The 21,054-nt window shown below is 57.2% G+C and carries 23 protein-coding genes and 2 tRNA genes; 7 read left to right on the forward strand and 18 right to left on the reverse strand.

The genetic code is table 11. The annotated features are described in order from the left end of the window. The first annotated feature begins 132 nt into the window (after positions 1 to 132). Positions 133 to 1,011: a transcription initiation factor IIB gene (locus OOF89_RS06705; RefSeq protein ID WP_266079501.1), complete on the forward strand. Its 879-nt coding sequence runs from the start codon at positions 133 to 135 to the stop codon at positions 1,009 to 1,011. Here the strand turns inward: OOF89_RS06705 and OOF89_RS06710 are convergent. The 8 genes from OOF89_RS06710 to OOF89_RS06745 all read right to left on the reverse strand — a co-directional run bounded on the left by OOF89_RS06710 (position 993) and on the right by OOF89_RS06745 (position 7,211). Then, positions 993 to 1,655, reverse strand: a complete 663-nt coding sequence (locus tag OOF89_RS06710; protein ID WP_266079502.1) for a MinD/ParA family ATP-binding protein — start codon at positions 1,653 to 1,655, stop codon at positions 993 to 995. The genes OOF89_RS06705 and OOF89_RS06710 overlap by 19 nt on opposite strands. Further along, positions 1,652 to 2,275 carry a DUF7857 domain-containing protein gene (locus OOF89_RS06715; protein ID WP_266079504.1) on the reverse strand — a complete coding sequence of 208 codons (624 nt, stop codon included), beginning with the start codon at positions 2,273 to 2,275 and terminating at the stop codon, positions 1,652 to 1,654. Before OOF89_RS06715 ends, OOF89_RS06710 begins: the two co-directional genes overlap by 4 nt. A 26-nt stretch (positions 2,276 to 2,301) precedes the next feature. After that, on the reverse strand, positions 2,302 to 3,138 hold the full coding sequence (locus tag OOF89_RS06720) for a DUF7856 family protein (protein WP_266079506.1): 837 nt from the start codon (positions 3,136 to 3,138) through the stop codon (positions 2,302 to 2,304). 27 nt (positions 3,139 to 3,165) lie between these two features. Continuing rightward, on the reverse strand, positions 3,166 to 3,504 hold the full coding sequence (locus OOF89_RS06725) for a DUF7855 family protein (protein ID WP_266079508.1): 339 nt from the start codon (positions 3,502 to 3,504) through the stop codon (positions 3,166 to 3,168). 37 nt (positions 3,505 to 3,541) lie between these two features. Continuing rightward, positions 3,542 to 4,147: a DUF7504 family protein gene (locus tag OOF89_RS06730; protein ID WP_266079509.1), complete on the reverse strand. Its 606-nt coding sequence runs from the start codon at positions 4,145 to 4,147 to the stop codon at positions 3,542 to 3,544. Between the two features lie 219 nt (positions 4,148 to 4,366). Next, positions 4,367 to 4,645 carry a DUF7854 family protein gene (locus OOF89_RS06735; protein ID WP_266079510.1) on the reverse strand — a complete coding sequence of 93 codons (279 nt, stop codon included), beginning with the start codon at positions 4,643 to 4,645 and terminating at the stop codon, positions 4,367 to 4,369. 1 nt (position 4,646) lies between these two features. Next, positions 4,647 to 6,743: a minichromosome maintenance protein MCM gene (locus OOF89_RS06740; protein ID WP_266079512.1), complete on the reverse strand. Its 2,097-nt coding sequence runs from the start codon at positions 6,741 to 6,743 to the stop codon at positions 4,647 to 4,649. A 48-nt stretch (positions 6,744 to 6,791) separates the two neighbouring features. Beyond that, a complete protein-coding gene (locus tag OOF89_RS06745; RefSeq protein ID WP_266079514.1) occupies positions 6,792 to 7,211 on the reverse strand; it encodes a helix-turn-helix transcriptional regulator in 420 nt (139 codons plus the stop codon). A gap of 234 nt (positions 7,212 to 7,445) precedes the next feature. Between OOF89_RS06745 and OOF89_RS06750 the strand changes: the two genes are divergently transcribed. Beyond that, positions 7,446 to 7,667, forward strand: coding sequence for a hypothetical protein (locus tag OOF89_RS06750; protein ID WP_266079516.1), 222 nt, complete (start codon positions 7,446 to 7,448; stop codon positions 7,665 to 7,667). A 267-nt stretch (positions 7,668 to 7,934) separates the two neighbouring features. Here OOF89_RS06750 and OOF89_RS06755 read toward each other — a convergent pair. Both OOF89_RS06755 and OOF89_RS06760 read right to left on the reverse strand, forming a co-directional pair. Next, positions 7,935 to 8,007, reverse strand: a tRNA-Pro gene (locus OOF89_RS06755). Between the two features lie 56 nt (positions 8,008 to 8,063). After that, complete coding sequence (locus OOF89_RS06760; protein ID WP_266079518.1) at positions 8,064 to 10,118, reverse strand: DEAD/DEAH box helicase; 2,055 nt, start codon at positions 10,116 to 10,118, stop codon at positions 8,064 to 8,066. A 258-nt stretch (positions 10,119 to 10,376) separates the two neighbouring features. On the opposite strand from OOF89_RS06760, the gene OOF89_RS06765 reads away from it, so the two are divergent. Then, the gene (locus OOF89_RS06765; protein ID WP_266079520.1) at positions 10,377 to 10,553 is read left to right on the forward strand and encodes a hypothetical protein; all 177 of its coding nucleotides are present in this window, start codon (positions 10,377 to 10,379) and stop codon (positions 10,551 to 10,553) included. Positions 10,554 to 10,564: 11 nt separating this feature from the next. Here the strand turns inward: OOF89_RS06765 and OOF89_RS06770 are convergent, their stop codons facing one another. Next, positions 10,565 to 10,927 (reverse strand): cupin domain-containing protein, encoded by a 363-nt coding sequence (locus tag OOF89_RS06770; RefSeq protein ID WP_266079522.1) that lies wholly within the window; start codon positions 10,925 to 10,927, stop codon positions 10,565 to 10,567. 23 nt (positions 10,928 to 10,950) lie between these two features. Continuing rightward, the gene (locus tag OOF89_RS06775) at positions 10,951 to 12,192 is read right to left on the reverse strand and encodes an RNA-guided endonuclease InsQ/TnpB family protein (RefSeq protein ID WP_266079524.1); all 1,242 of its coding nucleotides are present in this window, start codon (positions 12,190 to 12,192) and stop codon (positions 10,951 to 10,953) included. A gap of 90 nt (positions 12,193 to 12,282) precedes the next feature. On the opposite strand from OOF89_RS06775, the gene OOF89_RS06780 reads away from it, so the two are divergent. Then, a complete protein-coding gene (locus OOF89_RS06780) occupies positions 12,283 to 13,452 on the forward strand; it encodes a M50 family metallopeptidase (RefSeq protein ID WP_266079526.1) in 1,170 nt (389 codons plus the stop codon). Between the two features lie 10 nt (positions 13,453 to 13,462). On the opposite strand, the gene OOF89_RS06785 is transcribed toward OOF89_RS06780, so the two are convergent. The 3 genes from OOF89_RS06785 to OOF89_RS06795 all read right to left on the reverse strand — a co-directional run bounded on the left by OOF89_RS06785 (position 13,463) and on the right by OOF89_RS06795 (position 17,175). Then, the gene (locus tag OOF89_RS06785) at positions 13,463 to 15,073 is read right to left on the reverse strand and encodes an ABC transporter substrate-binding protein (RefSeq protein ID WP_266079528.1); all 1,611 of its coding nucleotides are present in this window, start codon (positions 15,071 to 15,073) and stop codon (positions 13,463 to 13,465) included. A gap of 2 nt (positions 15,074 to 15,075) precedes the next feature. Beyond that, on the reverse strand, positions 15,076 to 16,413 hold the full coding sequence (locus OOF89_RS06790; protein ID WP_266079530.1) for an APC family permease: 1,338 nt from the start codon (positions 16,411 to 16,413) through the stop codon (positions 15,076 to 15,078). An 87-nt stretch (positions 16,414 to 16,500) separates the two neighbouring features. Further along, positions 16,501 to 17,175, reverse strand: a complete 675-nt coding sequence (locus OOF89_RS06795; protein ID WP_266079532.1) for a helix-turn-helix domain-containing protein — start codon at positions 17,173 to 17,175, stop codon at positions 16,501 to 16,503. Between the two features lie 89 nt (positions 17,176 to 17,264). Between OOF89_RS06795 and OOF89_RS06800 the strand changes: the two genes are divergently transcribed. Then, entirely contained in the window at positions 17,265 to 17,945 is a 681-nt protein-coding gene (locus tag OOF89_RS06800) for an SOS response-associated peptidase (RefSeq protein WP_266079534.1), read from the forward strand. On the opposite strand, the gene OOF89_RS06805 is transcribed toward OOF89_RS06800, so the two are convergent. After that, positions 17,938 to 18,300 carry a HalOD1 output domain-containing protein gene (locus OOF89_RS06805; protein ID WP_266079536.1) on the reverse strand — a complete coding sequence of 121 codons (363 nt, stop codon included), beginning with the start codon at positions 18,298 to 18,300 and terminating at the stop codon, positions 17,938 to 17,940. The two genes, OOF89_RS06800 and OOF89_RS06805, sit on opposite strands and share 8 nt — an antisense overlap. A 227-nt stretch (positions 18,301 to 18,527) precedes the next feature. On the opposite strand from OOF89_RS06805, the gene OOF89_RS06810 reads away from it, so the two are divergent. Then, the gene (locus OOF89_RS06810) at positions 18,528 to 19,226 is read left to right on the forward strand and encodes a hypothetical protein (protein ID WP_266079537.1); all 699 of its coding nucleotides are present in this window, start codon (positions 18,528 to 18,530) and stop codon (positions 19,224 to 19,226) included. 127 nt (positions 19,227 to 19,353) lie between these two features. Here OOF89_RS06810 and OOF89_RS06815 read toward each other — a convergent pair. Both OOF89_RS06815 and OOF89_RS06820 read right to left on the reverse strand, forming a co-directional pair. Next, positions 19,354 to 19,426, reverse strand: a tRNA-His gene (locus OOF89_RS06815). A gap of 86 nt (positions 19,427 to 19,512) precedes the next feature. Beyond that, positions 19,513 to 19,914 (reverse strand): hypothetical protein, encoded by a 402-nt coding sequence (locus OOF89_RS06820; RefSeq protein ID WP_266079538.1) that lies wholly within the window; start codon positions 19,912 to 19,914, stop codon positions 19,513 to 19,515. A 72-nt stretch (positions 19,915 to 19,986) separates the two neighbouring features. Here OOF89_RS06820 and OOF89_RS06825 point away from each other — a divergent pair, with 72 nt between their 5' ends. Further along, positions 19,987 to 21,048, forward strand: a complete 1,062-nt coding sequence (locus tag OOF89_RS06825; RefSeq protein WP_266079540.1) for an ATPase domain-containing protein — start codon at positions 19,987 to 19,989, stop codon at positions 21,046 to 21,048. Positions 21,049 to 21,054 lie beyond the last annotated feature (6 nt).

A 21,054-nucleotide genomic window follows, 5' to 3' on the forward strand; every position in this document is an offset into this window, starting at 1 on the left:
AGGTATCAAAATTGGTAATTGCGCTCGAGTTCAAGCGTACCGGTTACCGGTATGCTTATTCCCGCCGAACATCGTCGTTTCCCTGATTTCTGCGCTCGTTTAAATACTATCTCGGGAGAAGTTTTCAGTGTGATGAGTACGACAGAGACCCACGCCGAAACGTGTCCCGAATGCTACAGCCGAGTCCGCGAACGCGGCGCAGAGGCAGTCTGCACCGAATGTGGACTCGTCGTTGCGGAAGACAACCTCGATCGCGGTCCGGAGTGGCGCTCGTTCTCCGACGACGAGACGAATCGAAAGCGGACCGGTGCACCCCTCACGCGCTCGCGGCACGACCGTGGCCTCTCGACTGAGATCGGCTACCGGGACAGCTCGGTTCGATTGACCGGTCGTAAACGACGACAGGTGATGCGTATGCGCCGTCAGCACAACCGTGCACGGATCTCCTCCAAGTCCGAGCGAAATCGTGTGTACGGGTTCACGGAAATCCGCCGACTCGTCGGCGCACTCCAACTCCCCGTGAACGTGCGCGACCAAGCCTGCGTGCTGTTCGAATCCGCACAGAGTGAAGACCTGCTCCGTGGTCGTTCGTTGGAAGGATTCGCCGCGGCGGCGGTGTACGCGACGTGCCGAACGGCTACCGTCGCCCGGACGCTGGAGGAAGTTGTAGAGAAAGCCCGCGCCGACCGAAACGAACTGATAGTCGCCTACGATGCCTTGAATTCCGAACTCGGCCTTCCGATAGGGCCGATCGACCCCCGCGAGTATCTCCCTCGATTCGCGAGCCAACTCGGCCTTTCGATGTCGGTCGAGCGGCAAGCGAAAGCGTTCGTGACGCAGGCAGAAACGCAAAATATCGTCAGCGGTCGCAATCCGAGTGGCGTGGCAGCGGCTTGTCTCTACGCCGCCGCTTCCGAGTGTAACGAGAAGGTGACCCAACGCGAAACGGCCGACGTAGCCGATGTAACTCCTGTTACGCTCCGTTCGACCTATCACGACCTACAACGGTGAACTACACGGCCGAGCTCCGCAAACTGTTCTGCTGACTTGCTCTCCGGTGCGATCGTTGCGACAGGCCGACCGTGTCGCTGTGCGCGTGCAAGCGTCTTCGACTCCGGCATCGTCGTTACCGGAGCACCGAGCGTCTGCTCGACGGTATCGATCGGCGGATCGGCTCCCGTTCGGTTCAGGACAACTCGGAGGAGCCCCGCATCCAGTTGGCGAGCCAACGCTCTGGTTCGAACCGCATCTGCCAGCGCGAACCGCCGTGGAACGGTGACGATCACACACACGTTCGCAACGACAAGCGGAAGTCCTGCATCGGCGGCCATCCCTGCCGGGCAGTCGATAATCACGTGTTCGTATTCGTCTGCTAATCGTTCGACCGTTTCTACGAACGTCGTCAGGTCGCACGCTCGTGCACCGGCGAGCGTGCGACCACAAGCGAGCAAACTGACTCCCCCAGCGTGGGAAACCGCTTCGAGTGGCTCCGCTCGTCCGGCAAGCACATCGTGTAAATTCGGGCCGTGTGCTGGCGGCAAGTCTGCCATCGCGAGATCCGCATCGACGACGACGCCACCGAGCTCTCGTCCGAGATTCAACGCCACGGTCGATTTCCCGACCCCGCCCTTCCCACCCGTGACGGCCAGAATCACGTGTTTCCTCCACTCGTCTTGGTCGCTTCGTGAGCGGTTTCGGCACGTTCGAGCAGGTCAGACGCTTGGTCAGCAGCTGCACGAAGTGCTCGTCTGTCCGTATCGCGTATGTCGTGCCGTTCTATCCGGCTTTCCACTTCGACCAGCCACGATTCGACGTTTTCCGGTAGCTCGAAAGCGACCGGAAGCGGAACGGCATCGGACGGTGGACGGGAGTCCCCTAGTGACCGGATAACTCCGTCTGTCGTCGGCCGAATCGAAAGAGAACCGTCTCCAGCATCGAGACCAACATCGCCGGACTGTGCCGGTTTCTGTGGTTTCGCCGCTCGTTCGGTCCAGACGATTTCGACGGGCACCGTGTCCGGTCCGAGCTGTTTTGCCGGACTCGCATAGCCGAGCGCTCGCCGTTCGCCCGCATCGACGACGCCCTCGTACCCACCATCATCCCACCCTACTTCCGGAACGCCTTCAACTCGGGGCGGCCACACCGCTCCGTCGAGCTGGTTTGCGATCCGTAGCCGAATCGGTATTTCGCTCGAATTTTCGATCACCAGCTCGACCAGCGTGACGGTCTTGTGCCCGTGGGAGTGTTCATCCGTCGTCCAGCGTAGCGTCACCATGCTCCGGGTTGGACTCGTCTTCGGACTTAAACCTGTAGCACGGGAGCACCGAGACAGTTGCTTGCTGATTTCGCCGTCTCGAACCGATCACACGCCAACACGATTGGTGCACGAAGGCTAGCGATTCGTGCGACCGCCAGTGCCGCAGTCACCGACTCTCCTTCGAACGTTCCCGGACCGGTTACTCGCCCCCTTCCCGGTACTGTCCTAACCGCATCGACGAACGATTCGTGTATCTGCTGTGTAAGTTGCCGACGAGCACTCCGTTCGAGGTTCGCCTTCCGGTCGCGGAGACGCAGTCGCTTCGCTCGTTCGTCCCGAGCCGAACGTTGTCGTTTTCGTGCATGTTCGAGCGCTTGCTCGGCGGCGATTCGTTCTGTCTCGACCTCGGACAGCTTTCGCGTTGCCGCTCGAAGCTCCGATTCGGCGGGTTCGACGTCCCGTTCGGATTCCTTTACCGCCCGGACTCGGCCTCGAAGTGATGCGACTCGCTCCCGAAGTTTCGTCTCCGAACCACTCGTCTCCATCACCCGCTTCCGTTCTGCTCGGAGCGAAACCTCCGGCACGTCGAACGACTCCAGTTTGCGTGCGAGTGATGCTATCTCCTCGTCCTGCGGTGCGGTTCGGTTTCTGGAACGTGCGGCGTCAGCTACCGCCGACCGAACATTGATCGACATCTCGGGTTCGATACAACCGATGTGGTCGTGGACCGGTTCGGGTTCCGGACAGTCGATGGTAACTGAACCGACCGACGTTTCAACATCGTTTCTGAAGGCTGCGAGAATCATCTCCGGTGTCACTGACCGATCGGAGAGGTCGATAGCGCGTCCCGACAGTGTTTCACCTTCGATTCGAACGTTCATCCTTTCCGAACACCTGTCTTCGACGCGTTACAGTTCTTCGTCGCGCATGGCAGTTGGCGACGGATGGGTGGTTCCAATCGCGAACTTGTCGTACGGAGTGCTCGGATGCTCGCGGTTTTCGTACTCGTTCGCGGCGTTTCGAACTGATTTCGGAACGTCCCGAAACTCGTTCAGCGGTGTGGTGCGTTCGATCTGTACGTCGGAACCGTGTTTTTCCTGGAGTCGAAGTGCAAGAAATGCACCCAACTCCGTGCTTCGAAACAAAACAGCACGTCCGAACCGGCGGACGACACAGTTCTCATAGCTCGTGCAGACGTTTCGGAGCGTCTGCCGAGCAGGGCGAGAGTACGTAATTACCAGTAGCATATCAGTGCGTTCACCTCTACGTTAATGTAAAATCATCTCACCGTGTCCTGACCGACCATTCCCCATCGTCGAACTCCGCAACGGCGTCGAACAGCGTTTTGAGCGTGTTGATGGTTTGGGAATCGTGTGCGTTAGGATCGAGATGGAAGTGGGCATTGACGCCCACGGTTGCAAAGCGACCGGTAAGCACGTGAAGGAATTTGTATACTGTCTGGACATCTGAGTACTGAAGCAGGGCGGTGAGCGAATGAAAACACGCGACGGTTTCATAGCCGTTTCCGTGCCATTGCTGGAGTATCTCACTGATTTTGATTCCAAGTCCCGTCAGATCCCCTGGATTGGAGAGTGTATCGACGACGGCATCGTTTGAGCTTTTGCGTGTCGGTGTCGAAGCGGTCACGGATCGAACAGTCTCCCCAACGCTGAGAAAACGAAGGTTCGCCGGACGCCCGCTAGCGTGTGAGGTCCAATCTTGCAGACAACCGTCCGGTGAGCGCGTAAACGTGACCCAGAGAACGTTCTCCTGTTCTGACGGTGCTTGCGTGAGCAAATCGATGCACCTTTCGTCGGTCTCCGGACTCATCGATGGGGCAAGAACAAGGACGTTGGATTCGTCGTTCAAATCCGCTGGGAGACCACTCATCGGTGATCGTTCCCGACGATACCGCGTTCGCTCTCCGTGAGATCCATCCTGTGCCATCCAGTGTGTATCATCCGGCAACCTGCATTATTATGGGATCGATAAGTACCTGTACTTTTGTCGATACTGTCGCATTTGACACACCTGCACACGCGATTCTACGTCTCTTCTATTGTCAGACCATGTTTATTTATTTTTCCATATTTCAAATTCTGACAGGTTCTACGGAGTGTCTATCGTGAAATCAATATCACTCTCATCGAGCAGTTCGTGAACTCGTCTTCGCGCCGCCTCTTTCGATTCAGCAACGACGACGATACCATCTGCTCGGTCGTCACCATGCGCTCGATACGCTGATAAGTCACGGTCGCTCTCGAATTCGGTTGCGTAGGTCCGGAGTACGGCCAGTACTCGCCGTTCGGTCGTACGTAAGTCACTCTCCCCCGATTCGAATGAGGAGAGGGCATCCTCGATGTTCCGAAGTGCAGAAATCCGGTCCATATCAGGTCGTTCGAAGATGGTCGGTGGAGGGCTCGTACACCTCTCCCTTCTGTTTTAGCTTATCAATTTCGTGCTCAGCTTTCGAAGGATCCATGCCGATTTCGTCCGCTCTGTCGAGGACGACTTCAACGGGAGCACCTTCGTCGTACTCTTCCTCGATATCTGCGATGAGTTGTTTGATATTTTTGATGCGGTCCCGTTGTGATTTCGAGGTTCCCGTTTCGACCACGTCGGCGTCGAACTGCCCCGTTTCGGGGTCAACGCCGATATCCTGCAAGCACGACCGGACGATTTCGATGACGCGGTCTGCGTCTTTTTGTTCGACTGTATCCGAAAGTCGAACCCGTGCGCTCGCTTCAGCCAGTCGAACGAGTGCCTCCAGTTTTCGGGCCGTTACTGGTACCGGTGCGTCTTCGTCAGCACCCTTCGAGCGCAGGTCGACGTAGAAGTCCCGTATCGCTCCACGGGCCTCCTCGGTCATCGTCGGATAAACGTTCGATTTCGCGTAGGCGATATACTTGCGCAGGAGCTCGGCATCGATAGCCGGTGCGACCTCCTCCGTCTGGCTTTCGACCTGCTCCTCGGTGATATCCGGTGCGCTGATTTCCGTTCGCTGAGTGTTCAACTCTCCGGCGAAGTTTGTCTGAAGGATGTGTTCCGCAAGCCGAGAGTCGTGGTCCGGGTCCGGTTTGTCCGTTACCGTGAAGATGAGGTCGAATCGCGAGATGAGTGCGGGTTCGAGGTCGATTTGCTCACCGATGGGTTCGTATTGGTCGAATCGTCCGTACTTCGGATTCGCCGCCCCGAGAAGCGAACAGCGCGATTTTAACGTCGCGTTAATTCCGGCTTTGCTCACGCTGATTTTCTGCTGTTCGAGCCCTTCGTGCATCGCGGAACGGTCGTCCGGGTTCATCTTGTCCAGCTCGTCCACTGCCGCGATACCTTTGTCCGCAAGCACCAGCGCACCCGCTTCCAGCGTCCACTGTTGCCCGTCGCCGAAGTCGTCGCGGACTGCGGCGGCAGTCAGTCCAGCCGAGGACGAACCCTTTCCGGAGGTGTAGACGGACCGTGGCGCAATGTGCTGGATGTACGATATCATCTGCGACTTACCCGTACCGGGGTCACCGATGAGGAGCATGTGCAGGTCGCCACGAATCCGCGACCCGTCCGGGAGATGTTTGGTAACGCCGGAGAACAGTTGGAGAATCATCGCCAGCTTCTCCTGTTCGTAGCCGTAGATGGCCGGTGCGATGGAATCAACCATCCGCTCGTAGATGTCCGGTTCGTCGGAGAGTTCGATGATTTCCTCTTTGTCCTCGTCCGTGATGTCCATATCCTCGAACTCTTCGTCCTCGATGACGACCGAGACGCCGTCCATGTAGACGTCGAAGACGGCGGATTTCTCCTGTCCGCTTCCCTGTTGTTCGAGATGCAAAACACCGGTGACCGTCACGTGGTCACCGGGAGAGACGTTGCCGGTGATGTCGTCTTCGATATTGATGTCGATACTCTGGGGTGTCTCGCCGCCGCGGAGGCCCTCCGGACTTTCCTGTACGCGGAGCTTTTGCGAGTCGATGAACTCCGACTGGTCGAAGTTGATTCGGAACGGTCCCTGTCGCTCGCAGCCTTGACATTCGTGTGGCTCCTGAAAATCGCCCCCCGATTGGGGAATGAGCGTCAGAGTTCCACAGCGCTGGCATTCGAAGGCAGCTTCCTGAATTTTGGGCCGGACGCCGGTCGCTTTGCGAACGATACCCTGTACGCTGACCATCGTATTGACGTGCCGGGCACGGATCGCGCGGATGTCCGTGTGTTCCGGTAAGCCCTGAAGACGGACGTGTGCCTGTCCAAGGCTCACATCGACGGGGAGGTCATATAGGCGGAGCGCCTCCTCGGCGTACTCTTGCAACTGTTGTGGTTGCGCGAGGTAGTCGTCCGCGATATCTGCGTCGTATCGATACAGGTCGTTCCAGTCGATAAACAGCGACCGCTTTTCGTTCGGGTATTGCTGGGCGAGTTCCCCGACTTGGTCGTTGTAATACCGCCGGTAGAACTGCTCGAATCGGTCTACCAGTTCCGTGTTTTCCGCGCGAGCCATTCATCAACCTTTGGTCGCCGATTACGTAAGAAGTTTCGCAAAATTTCGTCAGGCTGTCACTGCTGCATAGAGTTCGGACTGGCGAGCCAGAGTCGGTACCGATCCCGGGAGATACACCACGTTTTCTGCGCCGAGACGAACGCGAACGATTTCGCCCCGTAACTCCATCTTCGTGAGCAATCTACTCACGGTCGAACGCGACCACCCGGTTTCCGCGATGAGTTCCTGTTGGCGTAGCTCACCGCCGTGTGCTTCGAGCACCTGTACGATGTATCCTTCGGGTAGCAGTCCTGTTTCAACCGCGAAATCGGTCATCGAAACCTGCTTCGGCTCGTATCCCGTTACCGGTTCGAGTTTCGAGCCGTGGAAGTCTCCTTCTCGCGCTTCGTCTTTCGCCGCGACGTTCCTGAGTGCCCCGGCGCGCTTCATCCACCTTCCGATGGCTTTGCCACTTACTCTTCGTGTCACTACAATCCTCCATTATCTATTATGTAGTTATAGAGTATAAGCCATCCGATCGTTCCATCGATCGTCAAATACTATCCTCGGTGGCTACCTATCGTTCTCCCTGTCCGCTCTTATATTTCGTTCTCCCCTCTATTTGTTTTTGAGCCACATTTCCGCCACTCATTGATGATACCATATTAATCCCTTGCGATTGCAACCCCACTACCTTCTCCACCGCGTCCCAATCCATCGTCCATGCTCGGACCACTGACGGTCGGCAAGAAAGCGGCAAAGTTCGGCTATCGAAAATTCGGCAAATTCGGTGCAGTCGTGTTCGGTGCCGTTGCCGTCGGCGGATATTTCGCCGCCAAACGAAAAGTCAAATCGATGATGGCGGGTGACCAACCGTCGGTGGATGAAAACGAGAACACTGAGGACACCGAAACAGGGACGGAACAGAGTCAGCAGGCCGAATAAACGCGTTTTCTTTCGATTTTCGGACGTGCGAGGAATGAAACCAAGTGAAAACTTTCCAGCATCGATGGTGACTTGCAGACGCGCTTGCGTTTCGACTGACTCTTCTGTGAGCGAAGTGAGCAGTCCAAGCGACGACCGGTGTGAGGGGCGGAACGCCTCACAAAGCGAGCGGTGAAGTCACAAGCCGAGGGAGACGCACCGCCTTTAAACCGATGTTTTGCCAGTGAAGAAGTGTTTCTGACGCTTTTGAACGCGACAAAATTCGGATGGGATCGCCCGGATTTGAACCGGGGTTATCGGCACCCAAGGCCGAAAGGATACCAAGCTACCCCACGATCCCGTACTCACGAGTAGCGCACTTGCACTGTAAAGCGTTTCGTTTCGCGCCCGCGCCTGTCACTCGTCATCACCGAACAGTTCGAGGTCGGCGACGATGTCGAACGGATGCTTGTCCTTCCTGATACCGTCCACGATTCGGAAGGCCTCGTCCGGTGCGAGGAAGTGACTCGTGATGACGCGGCCGAGGTGCGTCGGTGAAAAGCCGTCGATGAACTCGTATTCGAGGAGCTTTCCGACGGCGTGCTTCGTCGGCACATCGCCGATCATTCGGTCGTTCAGCCGCTTCGCGGCCTTGCCGCCAACCGTAACGTTCGCCAGCGTTTCCTCGATAGCGGCGCTCTCGTCGTAGAGCGTCCGCACGTCTTCCATCTCGCCTTTCAGGAGTTTGAACGCCACTTCGTCCTCCGACATCTCCATGCTGTTGTGATAGCTTCCGTCGGGTTCGACGAGGACGTACACCTTTCCGCGGTCGTGATAATCCGGGCGTCCAGCACGCCCGAGCATCTGGTGGAACTCCTGGACGGTGAGCCATTCGATACCCATTGCGAGCGAATCGAAGATGACCTGTGAGGCCGGGAAATCGACGCCGGCGGCGAGCGCTGCAGTCGTCACGACCGCCGAAAGTTCCTGCTCGGCGAACATGCGTTCGACCTTCTTTCGTCGCCCGTAATCCAGTCCGGCATGATAGGGTGCGGCGTTGTATTCCAGTTTTCTCGAAATCTCGTGACAGCGTCGTCGCGAGTTGGTGAAGATGATGGTTTGGCCGCGATACCCCTTCGACGATTCGCGGTCGAACTCACGCTTGACCAGCTTGTTCTCGATGTTCGGTTTTTCTTGCCCGCTGGCGAAGGTGACGTGGCGCTCCAGCGCGACTGGACGCTCTTCGAACTCCACCAGATTGGCTTCTAGCGCCCCTGCGAGGTCGCGCGGGTTCCCGACCGTCGCGGAGAGATACACCCACTGTGCACCACCGTACTCCTGTTTTCGTTTTGCACGCCTCTCACAGTAGTATTTCAACCGCGAGATGAGGCCGTCGAGTCGATGACCGCGCTCCTGTTCTTGCAGGGTATGAACTTCGTCGATGACGACCGTCCCGATGTCGCCCAGATCGCGTCCGGTTCGGAGCGCGTGGTCGATACCCTCGTAGGTGCCGACGATGATGTCCGCACTCGGGTCGAAATTGTTTCCGTCATCGCGCACGCGACTCGCACCGACGCGGATGGTCACGTTCGCGAGGTCGCCGTACTCCTCCTCGAAATCCTCGTGCTTCTGGTTCGCTAGCGCGACCAACGGCACCAGAAAGAGCATCTTTCCTTGCCCGTTCAGTACGCGGTCGAGTCCCGTCATCTCCCCGACGAGGGTCTTTCCGGTCGCCGTCGCGCTGACGACGAGTTGGTCGTCGCCGTCGAGCAGTCCGTTCTGTACTGCGAGACTCTGGACGGGGAGCAGGGTTTCAAACCGCGATTCGAGCAGGTTCTGGACACCCGGATGGAGGTTCAGTGAATCGACCCGCTGTAACTCCACGTCGTCGACGTTCGCGCTGATTTCGTCGAACTTCGTCAAGTCGGGGTCGAGACGACCCTTGAGCAGGTTCGTTATTCGCTCCAAATCCTGCACTTCCAACAACAAGTCCTCCAGACGGTCCTGTGCGGCCCCCGTTAGGTCTCCCCTGAAGGCGAGTTCTCGTTCCAACTCCTCCGTCGCGCAGTCGGGACAGATATATTCGTTGCCCGCGTCGATGGCCGTCTCACTGCTGATGGGAGAGTATTCGCCTTTGTTAGCACACAGTCGACAGGTTCGAACTGCTGTCGCATCGAGCTGATAGCCCGAAAGCATCTCCTTCAATTCCGCACGTCCATCACGGGAGGTCTGCTGTGAGATACGGATACGGTCTGCACCTCGCGCGAGTTCGATGAATTCATCCGGGTTCCGCGGTTTTTCGCTCGACCCGTTCTTCACCACAAACCGGCCCGGTCGCGGCCCGGCACTCGTTTCTTTGAGTTCGAGAATTCCCCGGAACAGTCGCTCACCGTCCCGTTGGGGAACGATCTGATAGCCCCGATCCGTCTCGTGGCAGAAGAGCGTTTCCACCTGCTGGGCCTGCTTCGACACGACGAATTCTATACGGTGAAGCTATTTGAGCGATTCGGACTGAACGAATCTCACGGTCGCCCTGCGTACTACTTTCGGACCGTGGTAGGCGATAGCAACTGTTCTGGAAATCGGTCCTTAAAATCCATCAACCGTCCAATAACACCCGTGAGAGAGCGTTATTCCGCGAATACCGTTTTGCAACCGGCTCATAACAAAGCCGGTTCGTTCGCTAACACCGGACAGCGCACTGCTGCGCCCTCAAGGTGGACAAAACGAATGGAAGGCACGCAAGAAGAAGAACTCCCACGGCGGTTCGATGAGAAGATCGTTCTGGAGATAGAGGATGGATCGGATCACGAACGACCGCTCATTCGAATGCGCGATACGCGAGCGGAAGAAGCGTGGGTGTCGACATCTATCGATGCCGTGGTTTCGCTCTCCGAGCGTCGATAGACCGGATCGCGCTAGACGAGGTTGATTTCATCGTCTCCGTTCGGCACTGCACAGAGAAAGGCACCAGATTCGTCGCCCTCGTTTCGATACCAATGAACGGCACCCGCTGGTATAAGCAGTGAATCGCCCGCGCTGACTTCGTATTCCTTGTCCCCGATGCCGACGATGTACTCTCCCTCCAGCACGTACTGTTCGTGTTCGACTTCGTTCGTGTGCTCCGGAACCTTCGCGTTCGGTTCGAGCGTGAATCTCCGAATGGCGAAGTTCGGCGCCTCCTGTCGGTCACCGATGAGGACTCCTTTCGACATTCCGTCCGCGGCCCCGACTGCTTCGTATTCGATATCGTCCGGTTTTCGTACGATTGGTTCGACCATGGTCGCCATTCACGGCATGGGGGCTAATGTTTTTGCACTTCAGCGAACTCCTCGTTCGGAACGAAATCCCCGTCCGGTGTTACTCGTCCCGACCCGAGTGCGCAGTATCTTGCACCGACGCCGCGCGACGAAAGCGGTCCGCGACGGATGCAACGGAAGCCGACGTTTTTCGCCGCGTTGTAATGATCGTTCGCCTCGTCGCCACATTTCAGGCATTCGAAATGATTGCGCTCGATATCGCGATTCTGTGGGTGGGTGAACCCGCAGGACGTACATCGCTGACTCGTATACTCCGGATTCACCTGCACGACCGTAATTCCACGCTCTTCTGCCCGATAGGCGACGAAATCGAACAGTCGGTCGAATACCCACGCGTGGAAGTCGTCGGCTTTGGGGAGTGTCTCGCGTACTGCTTCGAGTTCGCCAAACGCGATGACCGAACAAGCGTACTGTTCTGCCTCGCGTACGATTCCGCCAGCGACGGTGTGGAGGGTGTCCCGAACGAAACTGTCGTTTCGTTCACCGGCCTGTCGAAGCGTTCGGAGTGCGCTTCGAGTGTCAGTTTCGTTGAGGTCGGTGCGCAGTTCGGCAAACTCACGGTGTCGATGAGAGAGTTCATCGCCGGAGAAGAACCGTGCCGTGCTCGTCACCGCCAAACTATCGACACCGAGCGAGACGCCGAGAACTGTCGCACCTTCGTCCGACGGTTCGTTGTCGTTGGATGCTCCGATTTCGGGACGCTCGGCACGAAATCCGAGATGTAAATCGAACTCCCCGTTACGGTAGCGAAGGCTGCTCTTTGCAGGTTCCCAGCGGTCGTCGTTCAAATACTGCGTCTGGTATCCGCCGTCCTGAAAGACGAGGTCACACTGAACTCTGTCTTCGGTCGTGGTCAGGCTGACGCTCCGGTCATCGAACAGCGTCATGGTCCGGGTGTCGTACACGACCGTCGGACTGGTGAATTCCGGCTTTACAGCAGTTTCGGTATCCCCGTCGCTTCTATCGAGGGCTCCTTTTATCGCTTCGGCAGCGCGATGCGTCGCGAGAACCGCGTGCTGACTGCCGAGATCGGTACGCTCGCGAAGGACGTCGTAGGCGAGTTGCTGTACCTCACTGCGCGTATGGCAGTCGCCCCACGCGGTGTTGACCGCGATTTGACACCCCCGCTTCCACTCGCGCACCATCGCCAGCAGGCGGCCACGATCGGCCGACTCGACCGCGAGGCGGGTTACTGCTGTCCGCTTGAAATAGTCGGGACCAGTCACGCTATTTCCTCCCCGGAGCGTCCCCTTGAATACTTCGGAGACGATGCGAGCGCGACGAACTTTAAGACGTTTCCGCCGCTAGATACTCCCATGCGTAGCTTTCGAATCGGGAGTGCGTTTGGCATCCCGATCAAACTAGACCTCACGTTCCTGCTCATCCTACCCGTGTTCGCATGGCTCATCGGAACGCAGGTCGATCTTTGGGTGGAGACACTGAACCGGTTGTGGGGGCTTGGACTGACGGCAGAACCGCTTTCGTCCGGAATGATGCCATGGGTGTTAGGTGCCGCCGCCGCGGTCGGTCTATTCGTTGGCGTCGTCCTCCACGAACTCGGCCATTCGGTCGTTGCGATGCGGTTCGGGTTTCCCATCGATTCCATCACGCTGTGGATTTTCGGGGGCATCGCCCGACTTACCGACCAGCCCGAAGACTGGCTCGAAGAACTCCTCATCGCTATCGCTGGCCCGGTCGTCAGTATCGTACTCGGTGTGGCCTCGTATCTCACGTTGTTCGCCATCCCCATTCAACTGGAAGCAGTCCGGTTCGTGGTCGGCTACCTCGCGCTGATGAATCTCGTGCTCGCCGCGTTCAACCTCCTCCCGGGCTTCCCGATGGACGGTGGCAGAGTCCTTCGTGCGTTGCTTGCGCGAACTCGTCCATTCGCCGAGGCAACCCAAACCGCCGCCGAAGTGGGGAAGTTGTTCGCCATTCTGCTTGGCCTGTTCGGGCTGCTCGGAGGGAACATCATCCTCATCGGTATCGCCTTCTTCATCTACATCGGTGCAACCGGCGAAGCCCAACAAACGGTTCTCTCGGCTGCGTTCCGGGACGTTCGTGTTCGCGACGTGATGACACCTGAAGAAGACCTCAAGACCGTCTCACCGGACACCTCGATTGCCGACCTGCTGGAGATGATGTTCCGACAGCGTCACACCGGCTATCCAGTCATCGAGGACGGCGATCTCGTTGGCATGATAACGCTGGACGACGCGCGGAGCGTTCGACCGGTCGAACGCGACGCCTATCGAGTTCGGGAAGTGATGTCTACCGACGTGAAAACGATTCCCGCCGACAGCAACGCGCTGGACGCCCTCGAAACCATTCAGCAGCATGGTATCGGTCGATTGCCGGTTATCGACACCGACGGAAACGTCGCGGGTATCATCTCTCGAACGGACTTGATGACGGCGTTCGACATCATCAAAAGCAGTGGGCGCTCGGAGGAGGAAGAGTTGACGCCGAGCGAACAACCGTTTTGATTTACCGTCGCTACTCGTCCAACGACATGGACCCATCGGGACTCACGAGGAGCGGATTGACTTGTGAGATGGGATGTGGTCGGAACCCCGAAACCCTGTTTTTCACCCCGAAACTGTTATGAAGCGTGTAGGCCGGAAGGTGAACCCGCTCTTCGAGGATGGTTCGAATACTCTCTTCGTATAGCCGCTGTCGCTTCCCGCGGTTCGACGTCCGCCGAGCGTTCTCGATTTGCTTCATCACGCTCTCATCGCGGTAGTAAGTGCCGTTGGTCAGCCCCTCGTTGTTGCTGTGGAACAGGGGATAGAGGAACGTGTCGGGGTCGGGATAGCCCGCCCACGACCCGACGAACATGGCATAGTTCCCCTGGTCGCCGTTGGTGACCAGTTCGCGGAACTTGGGCCACGGATACTTCACTGTTCGTGCCTTTCGGAATCCCATCTTCTTCAGACCGTGAACGATGGTCTCGGCTACTTTCTCGCGCATCTTATCGCCCGAACTCTTCGTCCCCGGAACCGCGATCTTCGGACTCCACGATTTCAGGCCCGCTTCCCCCTTAATGAGTTTCTTCGCCTCGTGGTGGCTCTTCTTTTTTGGAATCCTTTTCCACTCTTCGAGTGGCATATCCCACGATTTTGCAACCTGTCGGGGGAGCGGTCCATACTGTCGCCGTCCCGCAGGTTCGACCAGGTGTTTTACCAATTCGTCCATCGAGAGCAAGGCGTCGATACCTTCGCGTACTTTTGGCTTTGCCGTCGGCGTCCCGCTACTGCAGTTGAATCCGACGAAATGGTAGTGATAGCTCTCGGCCGAGACGACCGTCGAATCCGGAAAGTCCTTCGTCGTCTGCCAGAGTTTCGGCTGGATTCGCTCGACGATATCGTTCTGTCCCGTTTTCAAACTCATTGTCCGCGCCAACCCGGCGTGATTGGGGACGAACTTTGCCCGTCGAATCGGCTCTCCCTGTGACCGCCAGTGGTTTTTCCACGATGTCAGGGTAGCGTACTTTCCGGGTTTGAATCGGTCGATCCGGTACGGACCAGAGCCTATCGTCATCTTTTTTCCGAACGCCGCCGGGTCCTCCTCTCGAATCGATTTCGGTACGACCGGTCGCGTCAGCGTATGCTCGAATCCCGGGTATGGGTTCTCGAGGGCGAACTCCACTTTCTTTTCACCGAGCGTCTTCATCGACCGAATCATATCGACGTGCCACTTGGTTGGTGGCGGCGTCTCCTCCTGATTCGGCTTCTCGAAACTGTATGTTACGTCTTCGGCCGTGACCGACGTTCCGTTCTGAAAGCGAGCCTCATCGCGGAGTTCGACGGTGTACTTTTTACCATCGTCGCTCCGTTTCGGTTTCCCGTTCGCTAGCACCGGAACGAGATTCATCCCGAAATCGTAGGTGTACAATCCTTCGAAGACGAGCGACTGGACTTGGCCGGACCACGGGTCGTCCACCGCGATAGGGTCGAGCGAGACCGGTGTGAGAACCTGCGCGTAACGCAACTGTTCGCCGGACCTACCAGCGACGCCAGTACATCCAGCGAGTGCCGCGGACCCGGCGACTGCGCCGATTCCTTTGAGGGCGGTGCGACGGTCGATCGTGTTCGAATTTTCGTTCATGGTTACTTGCTGACCCCCGGAATCGCGTCCTCGATTGGCTGTCGCTCGAAGTAAATCAGCTCGACACCGATGACGACCACGCCGATAAGGAGCACGAGGAAGAACGTGCTCGGACTGTTCAGGTAGAGGTTGTAGAGCAAGAGCGGGAAGAAGGCTACACAGCCGACCATTCCGATAACTGGCAGGGCGACTATCATGTCGTCTATCTCGTCTCGCTGGCGGAATGCCAGATAGCTCATCGCGCCGAAGACGGCGATGAACGCGAGCGACGCGAAGGAAGTGATGCTTCGAAGACTCCCGTACACCGCGAACGCGGCCGAAAGGACGCCCAGAACGATGACGAGTTTCGATGGAACTCCCTCGTCGTCGCTCGCACTGAACCGCTCCGGTAAAAGCCCCTTGTCGATAAGGTCACGGGAGAACTGTGCGCCGCTGAACAGCGTGGCGTTCACGGCACTGGCGGTCGAGAACAACGCGGAGATTCCGATGATGAACGCCCCAATCGAACCCATGTAGGGAAGGGCGGCGTACAGCAGCGAAACTTCGGGTGATACCGCGATGACCGACAGTTCGAGGATGCTGACGGTGGTAAACGCGACCAAAACGTACAGCAAGGTCGCTATCGGTATCGAGATGTAAATCGCCTTCCTGATGTTCTCCGTGGGGTTTTCGAACTGCGACTGATCGTACATCAGCAACTGCCAGCCTTGGAACGCGACGAACGACATCGCCGCGCCGATAATCGGGCTGAACCCCAACTCCGAAAAGCCAAGAGTGAGTGTCTGTCCGGTGTAGGCGAACCAGACGCCCCACGCTCCGAAGATGGCGATGACGCCGACCTTGAAGAAGGACAGCACGTCCTCTACCTTGCCCGTTTCGGCGGCACCGAGGAGGTTCAGGCCAACGAACAGTCCGATGAGGAGAACGGAAATCAGGTTCGGAATCGGTACCAGGAGTTCGTAGTTCACTACCGGAATCACGAGGGCCATCTGAAGCCGCCCGATGAGCTCCGAGAAGAACGACGAAAAGGCGTAGGCGTACAGCGCCATCGACCCGATGTACCCGAACAGGAGCGTCCATCCGGTCATTCCTGCCACCGTCGAATTTTCGACTATCTCTTCGATGTATGTCGGTGCTCCGCCGTTATCATCCGTCAGCTCGTTCAGTTGGACGTAGCTATAGCCGGCACACAACGCGATGAATCCGGCAATGCCGAACGCCAGCCACGCGATTTTTCCGGAGATGGCGACGACGATACCGAACGCCGAGTAGATACCCCCGCCGATCATGCCTCCGAGGGCCATCGCTATCGCTTCCTTTAACCCAAGCGTTTCTCCCATACGTATCGTGAAGGGATGAAAGTATGCAAATTTAGTGGCTGAATATCCAATCCCTTTTAAGTCGAACCACGCTTGGAAACTGAATATTCAGTTGTCCTCCGCCGCGTCGATTTCGGTGTCTCTCGGGGCGAGCGTGTTCCGAAGCACGTTCGCGTGACCGCGTCGGAGTCGCTGTGAAACCGACTGTGTCGAGATGCCGAACTCCTCCGCCAGCTCGTCCATCGTGATTCGTCGAGGTACCTCGAAGTACCCGTTTTCGAGCGCCAAAACCAGCGTATCGCGCTGTTCCGGTGTCACTTCGTATTCGCCGAACGTGGCTGGATTCGAGCGGTCGAACACTCCCTTCAGTGTATAGTCGTACTCCGCACTACAGTGGTCGTAAAACCCCGACAGCGCGCTTCGGTTGGGGAACAGCATTCGAAGGTCCCACTCGCCATCGCTCGCTCTGGCGTGCATGACGGTCGCTTCGGCGTCACGAAGCCCCGTGATGAGGTGGTCGACGTTTCGCGTCCATCGAGCACGGTAGAACCGCTCGTCTTCGACACGTTCGAGCGTCGTTATGTTTGTCACGGTTCCGTCGTCCTCGATACTCTCCTCGAAGGTGTCGAGCGCGCTTCCGGTCGCTCTGAAATACGGGGTGAGACTCGACTCTGTCCGAACGACTACGCGTTCTATTTCGACCGCTACGCCCGGACCGTCGTGCATCGTGTGTGCGAGGACGAAATGCTCCGGAGGCACGGTAAAATCGGCGATGACGCTCATGACCTCGATTCGTCCGGATGTGATTTATGTTTGGTTGCCGTTCCCTCTTCGCCGTCGTGTTTAACCTCGTTCCCGACGGAGTATCGATTATGTGCGGCCGTTTATCACTGTTCGCTCCGGAGACCGACCTGTCGGAGCGATTCGACGCAACCCCCGTCCGTCCACTTCGCCCCCGATACAACGTCGCTCCCGGACAGGAACATCCCGTGGTCCGGAACGACGCGTCCGATGAGATGCACTTTCCGACGTGGGGTCTCGTTCCCCACTGGGCCGACGAATTCGGCAGCGGTCACATCAACGCTCGGGCGGAGACACTGGCCGAGAAACCGAGTTTTCGGGATGCGTTTCGGGAGCGTCGGTGTCTCGTCCTTGCCGATGGATTCTACGACTGGAAGAAAACAGCCACCGGAAAGCAACCCTACCGGATGACCCGAGCGGATGCAAAGCCGTTTGCGATGGCTGGGCTCTGGGAACCGTGGCAGAACGGAGCGTCGAGAGCGTCGTTTACCGTCGTTACGACCGAACCGAACGACCTCGTTGGCGAGATACACGACCGAATGCCGGTGATTTTGGCCCCGGACGAAGAATCACGGTGGCTTCATGGCGACGAAGACGAACTGCGACCCCTGCTTGACCCGTTCCCTGGCGACGAGATGCGCGCGTATCCCGTGTCGAAACGAGTGAACAGTCCGAAAAACGATTCGCCGGACCTGGTCGAAGAAGTGGCTGCTGATGAAGACTCTCAGACTGGCTTGGGCGACTTCAACTGACCGTCTTTTCTTCCGGCTCGTAAACGAGAATCGTGTGCGGACTCCGGACGATGATCAAATACTCCTCGACGGTGAACCGGATCTCTACCTCGCTCCGTTTGTCCGAACTTGCCTCGACGATTTCATCGAGTCCATCGGGGTCCAGATATTCGTAGAGCGTGAGCGCCGTCTGACCGGACGACTCGGCAACTGCAGTCACCGCATCGGCGACGCAGAGACTCACCGGACGCGTTGGATCCATCGTGAATGGGGCAACCAGCGTATACTGGTGAACGCCATCGTCGCCAAGTTGCTCCGTTTCAGCAGCAAACCAGTTGGCCGTTTGGATGGACTTGGTTCTTCTACCCTTCTTCATCTAATTAAGTAATTGGCTGTTACCGTACTATTTACTGATATATGTGGGATTCTTAGTTGGATATCCACCAGAAAGCAAAAACACTGCGTCATCGTCGATTACCCTCCCCATGTCTCGAAGCCCGGTATCTTTCAGATTCGAATGTCTTCGTCTAGTTATTACGAAATCCATAATCAGCGCGTTACGATACTCATAATAATCCTCCAATGGCGTTACGACGGAAACGTATGGATCGCCAACGATTCACCGCGATAGCAGTCGTTGTTGTCGTTTTGTTCGCAGGCTGTAGCGGCTTGGGGCCATCCGAAGGCTCGAAGACGACTACGGGAACGACGACAACCGCACAAATGACTACGGATACGGTCGAAAAGACGACAACGGAAGGGACGACAATCGGGTCGTCAACCACGTTCGCTTCGGAAACCACTGCCACCTCGACGACGTCATCGGATTCGTGGTCGAAGCCTACGCCCCCGAATACACCACTCCAGAACAAAATGGCGGATGAAGATCGAGAACAGGGTCGAATCAAGAGCGTCGAACTCGTGGATAAAACCGAGGCCAGCAGTGGCGGCTATTCGGATTTCGACCTGAAAATCAACGCCGACACCCGGATGAAGAACATCGACCCTTCGGATCACGGTTCCGTGAGGGGTGAGCCTTACTTCCTCGTCTACGTCGATGGCTCGCTCGACAATGGGTCCCGATTCACTCGCACCGATGGAACGCTCATCGAGCGATCGCAGGAGGTCAGCCAGAACGAGAACGGCGAGTATACCATCGACGTTCGTCCTGGCGGGCTGAAAAAGACGGAAACCGAGGACGGTGAGGTTACGATACTGATTCTGCTGATGGACGAAGACAAAGACTGGGACGACATCTACGGCGTCAAGAAGATCACCGTCGACTACTCCGCCGAAGCGTAACGTTCCGTTTTTCGGTTTGACAGTTGTCTCGAACGGTTTTTCGGGAAACCGTTCGCGTATAACGTGTTTTTCCCCTCGCGATAGAGCGTCCGCTACCCAGCGCTTACCGATTTGTTCGCTGAAAAAGGTCCAGGTGCGAGAATCGAACCCGCGTCCCAGCCTCCACAAGGCTGGAGGATAGTCCACTACCCCAACCCGGACACGCATCTCTTCGTAGTCGGGTGAGATTAAAATACGTTTCGAAAGCGAGCGTTCGTCCGATGGTGATCGCTACCGTGTGCCCCGGTCACTCTGATTCGGTCTTCGGATTCTCCAGTCGAAACCGACGGGTTCGTTTCCCGTCGAACCACGGCCCCGATTCGGTCTCCTCGAATCCGGTGCTTTCGGCGACAGCAACGATCTCCGGTTTTGGTTCGGGGAGCAGTATCTCGACCGGCATCGATTCGCGCTCCGCGAAGCGAACCGGTTCGGCGATGAGATGTTCGCAAGCCGATCGTTCCCCGAAGAGGTGTGTGACGTGAACTGCTTTCTCGTCCGCCTCGAAGCCGACGAATCCTTCGATTTTTTCGTTGGATTCCGCCACACAGACCGTTCGGTCATGAACCACGTCGGCCATCACTTCGGTCGGAAGATCGGCGAGCGCCGCGAGGCGTCCTCCGTCCGCCTCTACCGCATCTCGGACACGCATGGGTGGTATTTCTCGCTCCCCCACATTAAAACCGGGAGTAGCTTCATTTCGTTCGAGTACCAACGATTGAGTATGAGTGACACACCCAGCGACAACGGCCAGGAGCGATGTGATTTCTGCCGTCTTCTCTGTCACGAGAACTCCGTTGTGCTGGAGTACGAGGGGGATACGTACGAGTTCTGCTCGGAAACGTGTCGAGACGAGATGAGAGAAAACGATCGAGTGTTTACCGAGTATCACGGATTTCGACAAATCGTGACGGGTGTGTCGGCGCTGGACGATCATCTTCCCGAGGGTCTTCCGCGGAACTCCTTCGTCCTGATTTCGGGTGAGGGCGGTACCCGGGACAACGCGATTCAAACTGAACTCATCTGGCGAACACTGGAGCGCGATGAACCCGCAGTTATCCTCAGCTTTACTGAACCACCCATTTCTATCGTCGAACAGTTCCTCTCGTTGGAATGGAACGTCCTCCCGTATCTCGAAGCGGGACTGTTTCATATCATCGATTGTTTCACCTATCGGGTCGGCGACCGCAACCGGATGTTCGCCCGAATGGACGATTGGAACCAGTTTCTGCATCGAATTACCAGGTCCGTCACGACCACTGTCCGTGACCCGACCGATACGAGCGAACTGCAGCACAAACTCGATAACTGCCTCGAATCGCTCTCGATGGGCGATATCGGTATCGTAGTGTTCGACTCGCTGACGGAGTTTGGAACGCTCGTTCAGCCCGTACAGGCCTACGATTTCGTGAAAGACGTTCGAGCAGACGTTTGTAAGGGTCGATTCGTTCCGGTGTTCGCAGGTGCCACTTTCGTCGGAGAGGAGGACATCTTTCCACACGACTTGAGCTACGTCGTGGATGGCTTCATCGAACTGCAGTTGAACGGCTCGATAATCGAGGACGTTCTCGTCAAACGTATTCGAATCCGGAAAATGAACAGCGTTCTTACGGTCCCGGAATGGGTCGCTTACGAATACACTGATACCAAGGGGTTGGTGACGTTCGATCCAGTGGAAGAACTCGAAAAGTCGAAGGAGATGCTCGACGACTCGTCCGAATCCGCACCGAACGATCGACAACATCCTGCTTCGGACGCACAATCGACACTCGACACGATGAAGTGACGATAC

The organism is Haladaptatus caseinilyticus, assembly GCF_026248685.1.
Lineage (GTDB): Archaea > Halobacteriota > Halobacteria > Halobacteriales > Haladaptataceae > Haladaptatus > Haladaptatus caseinilyticus.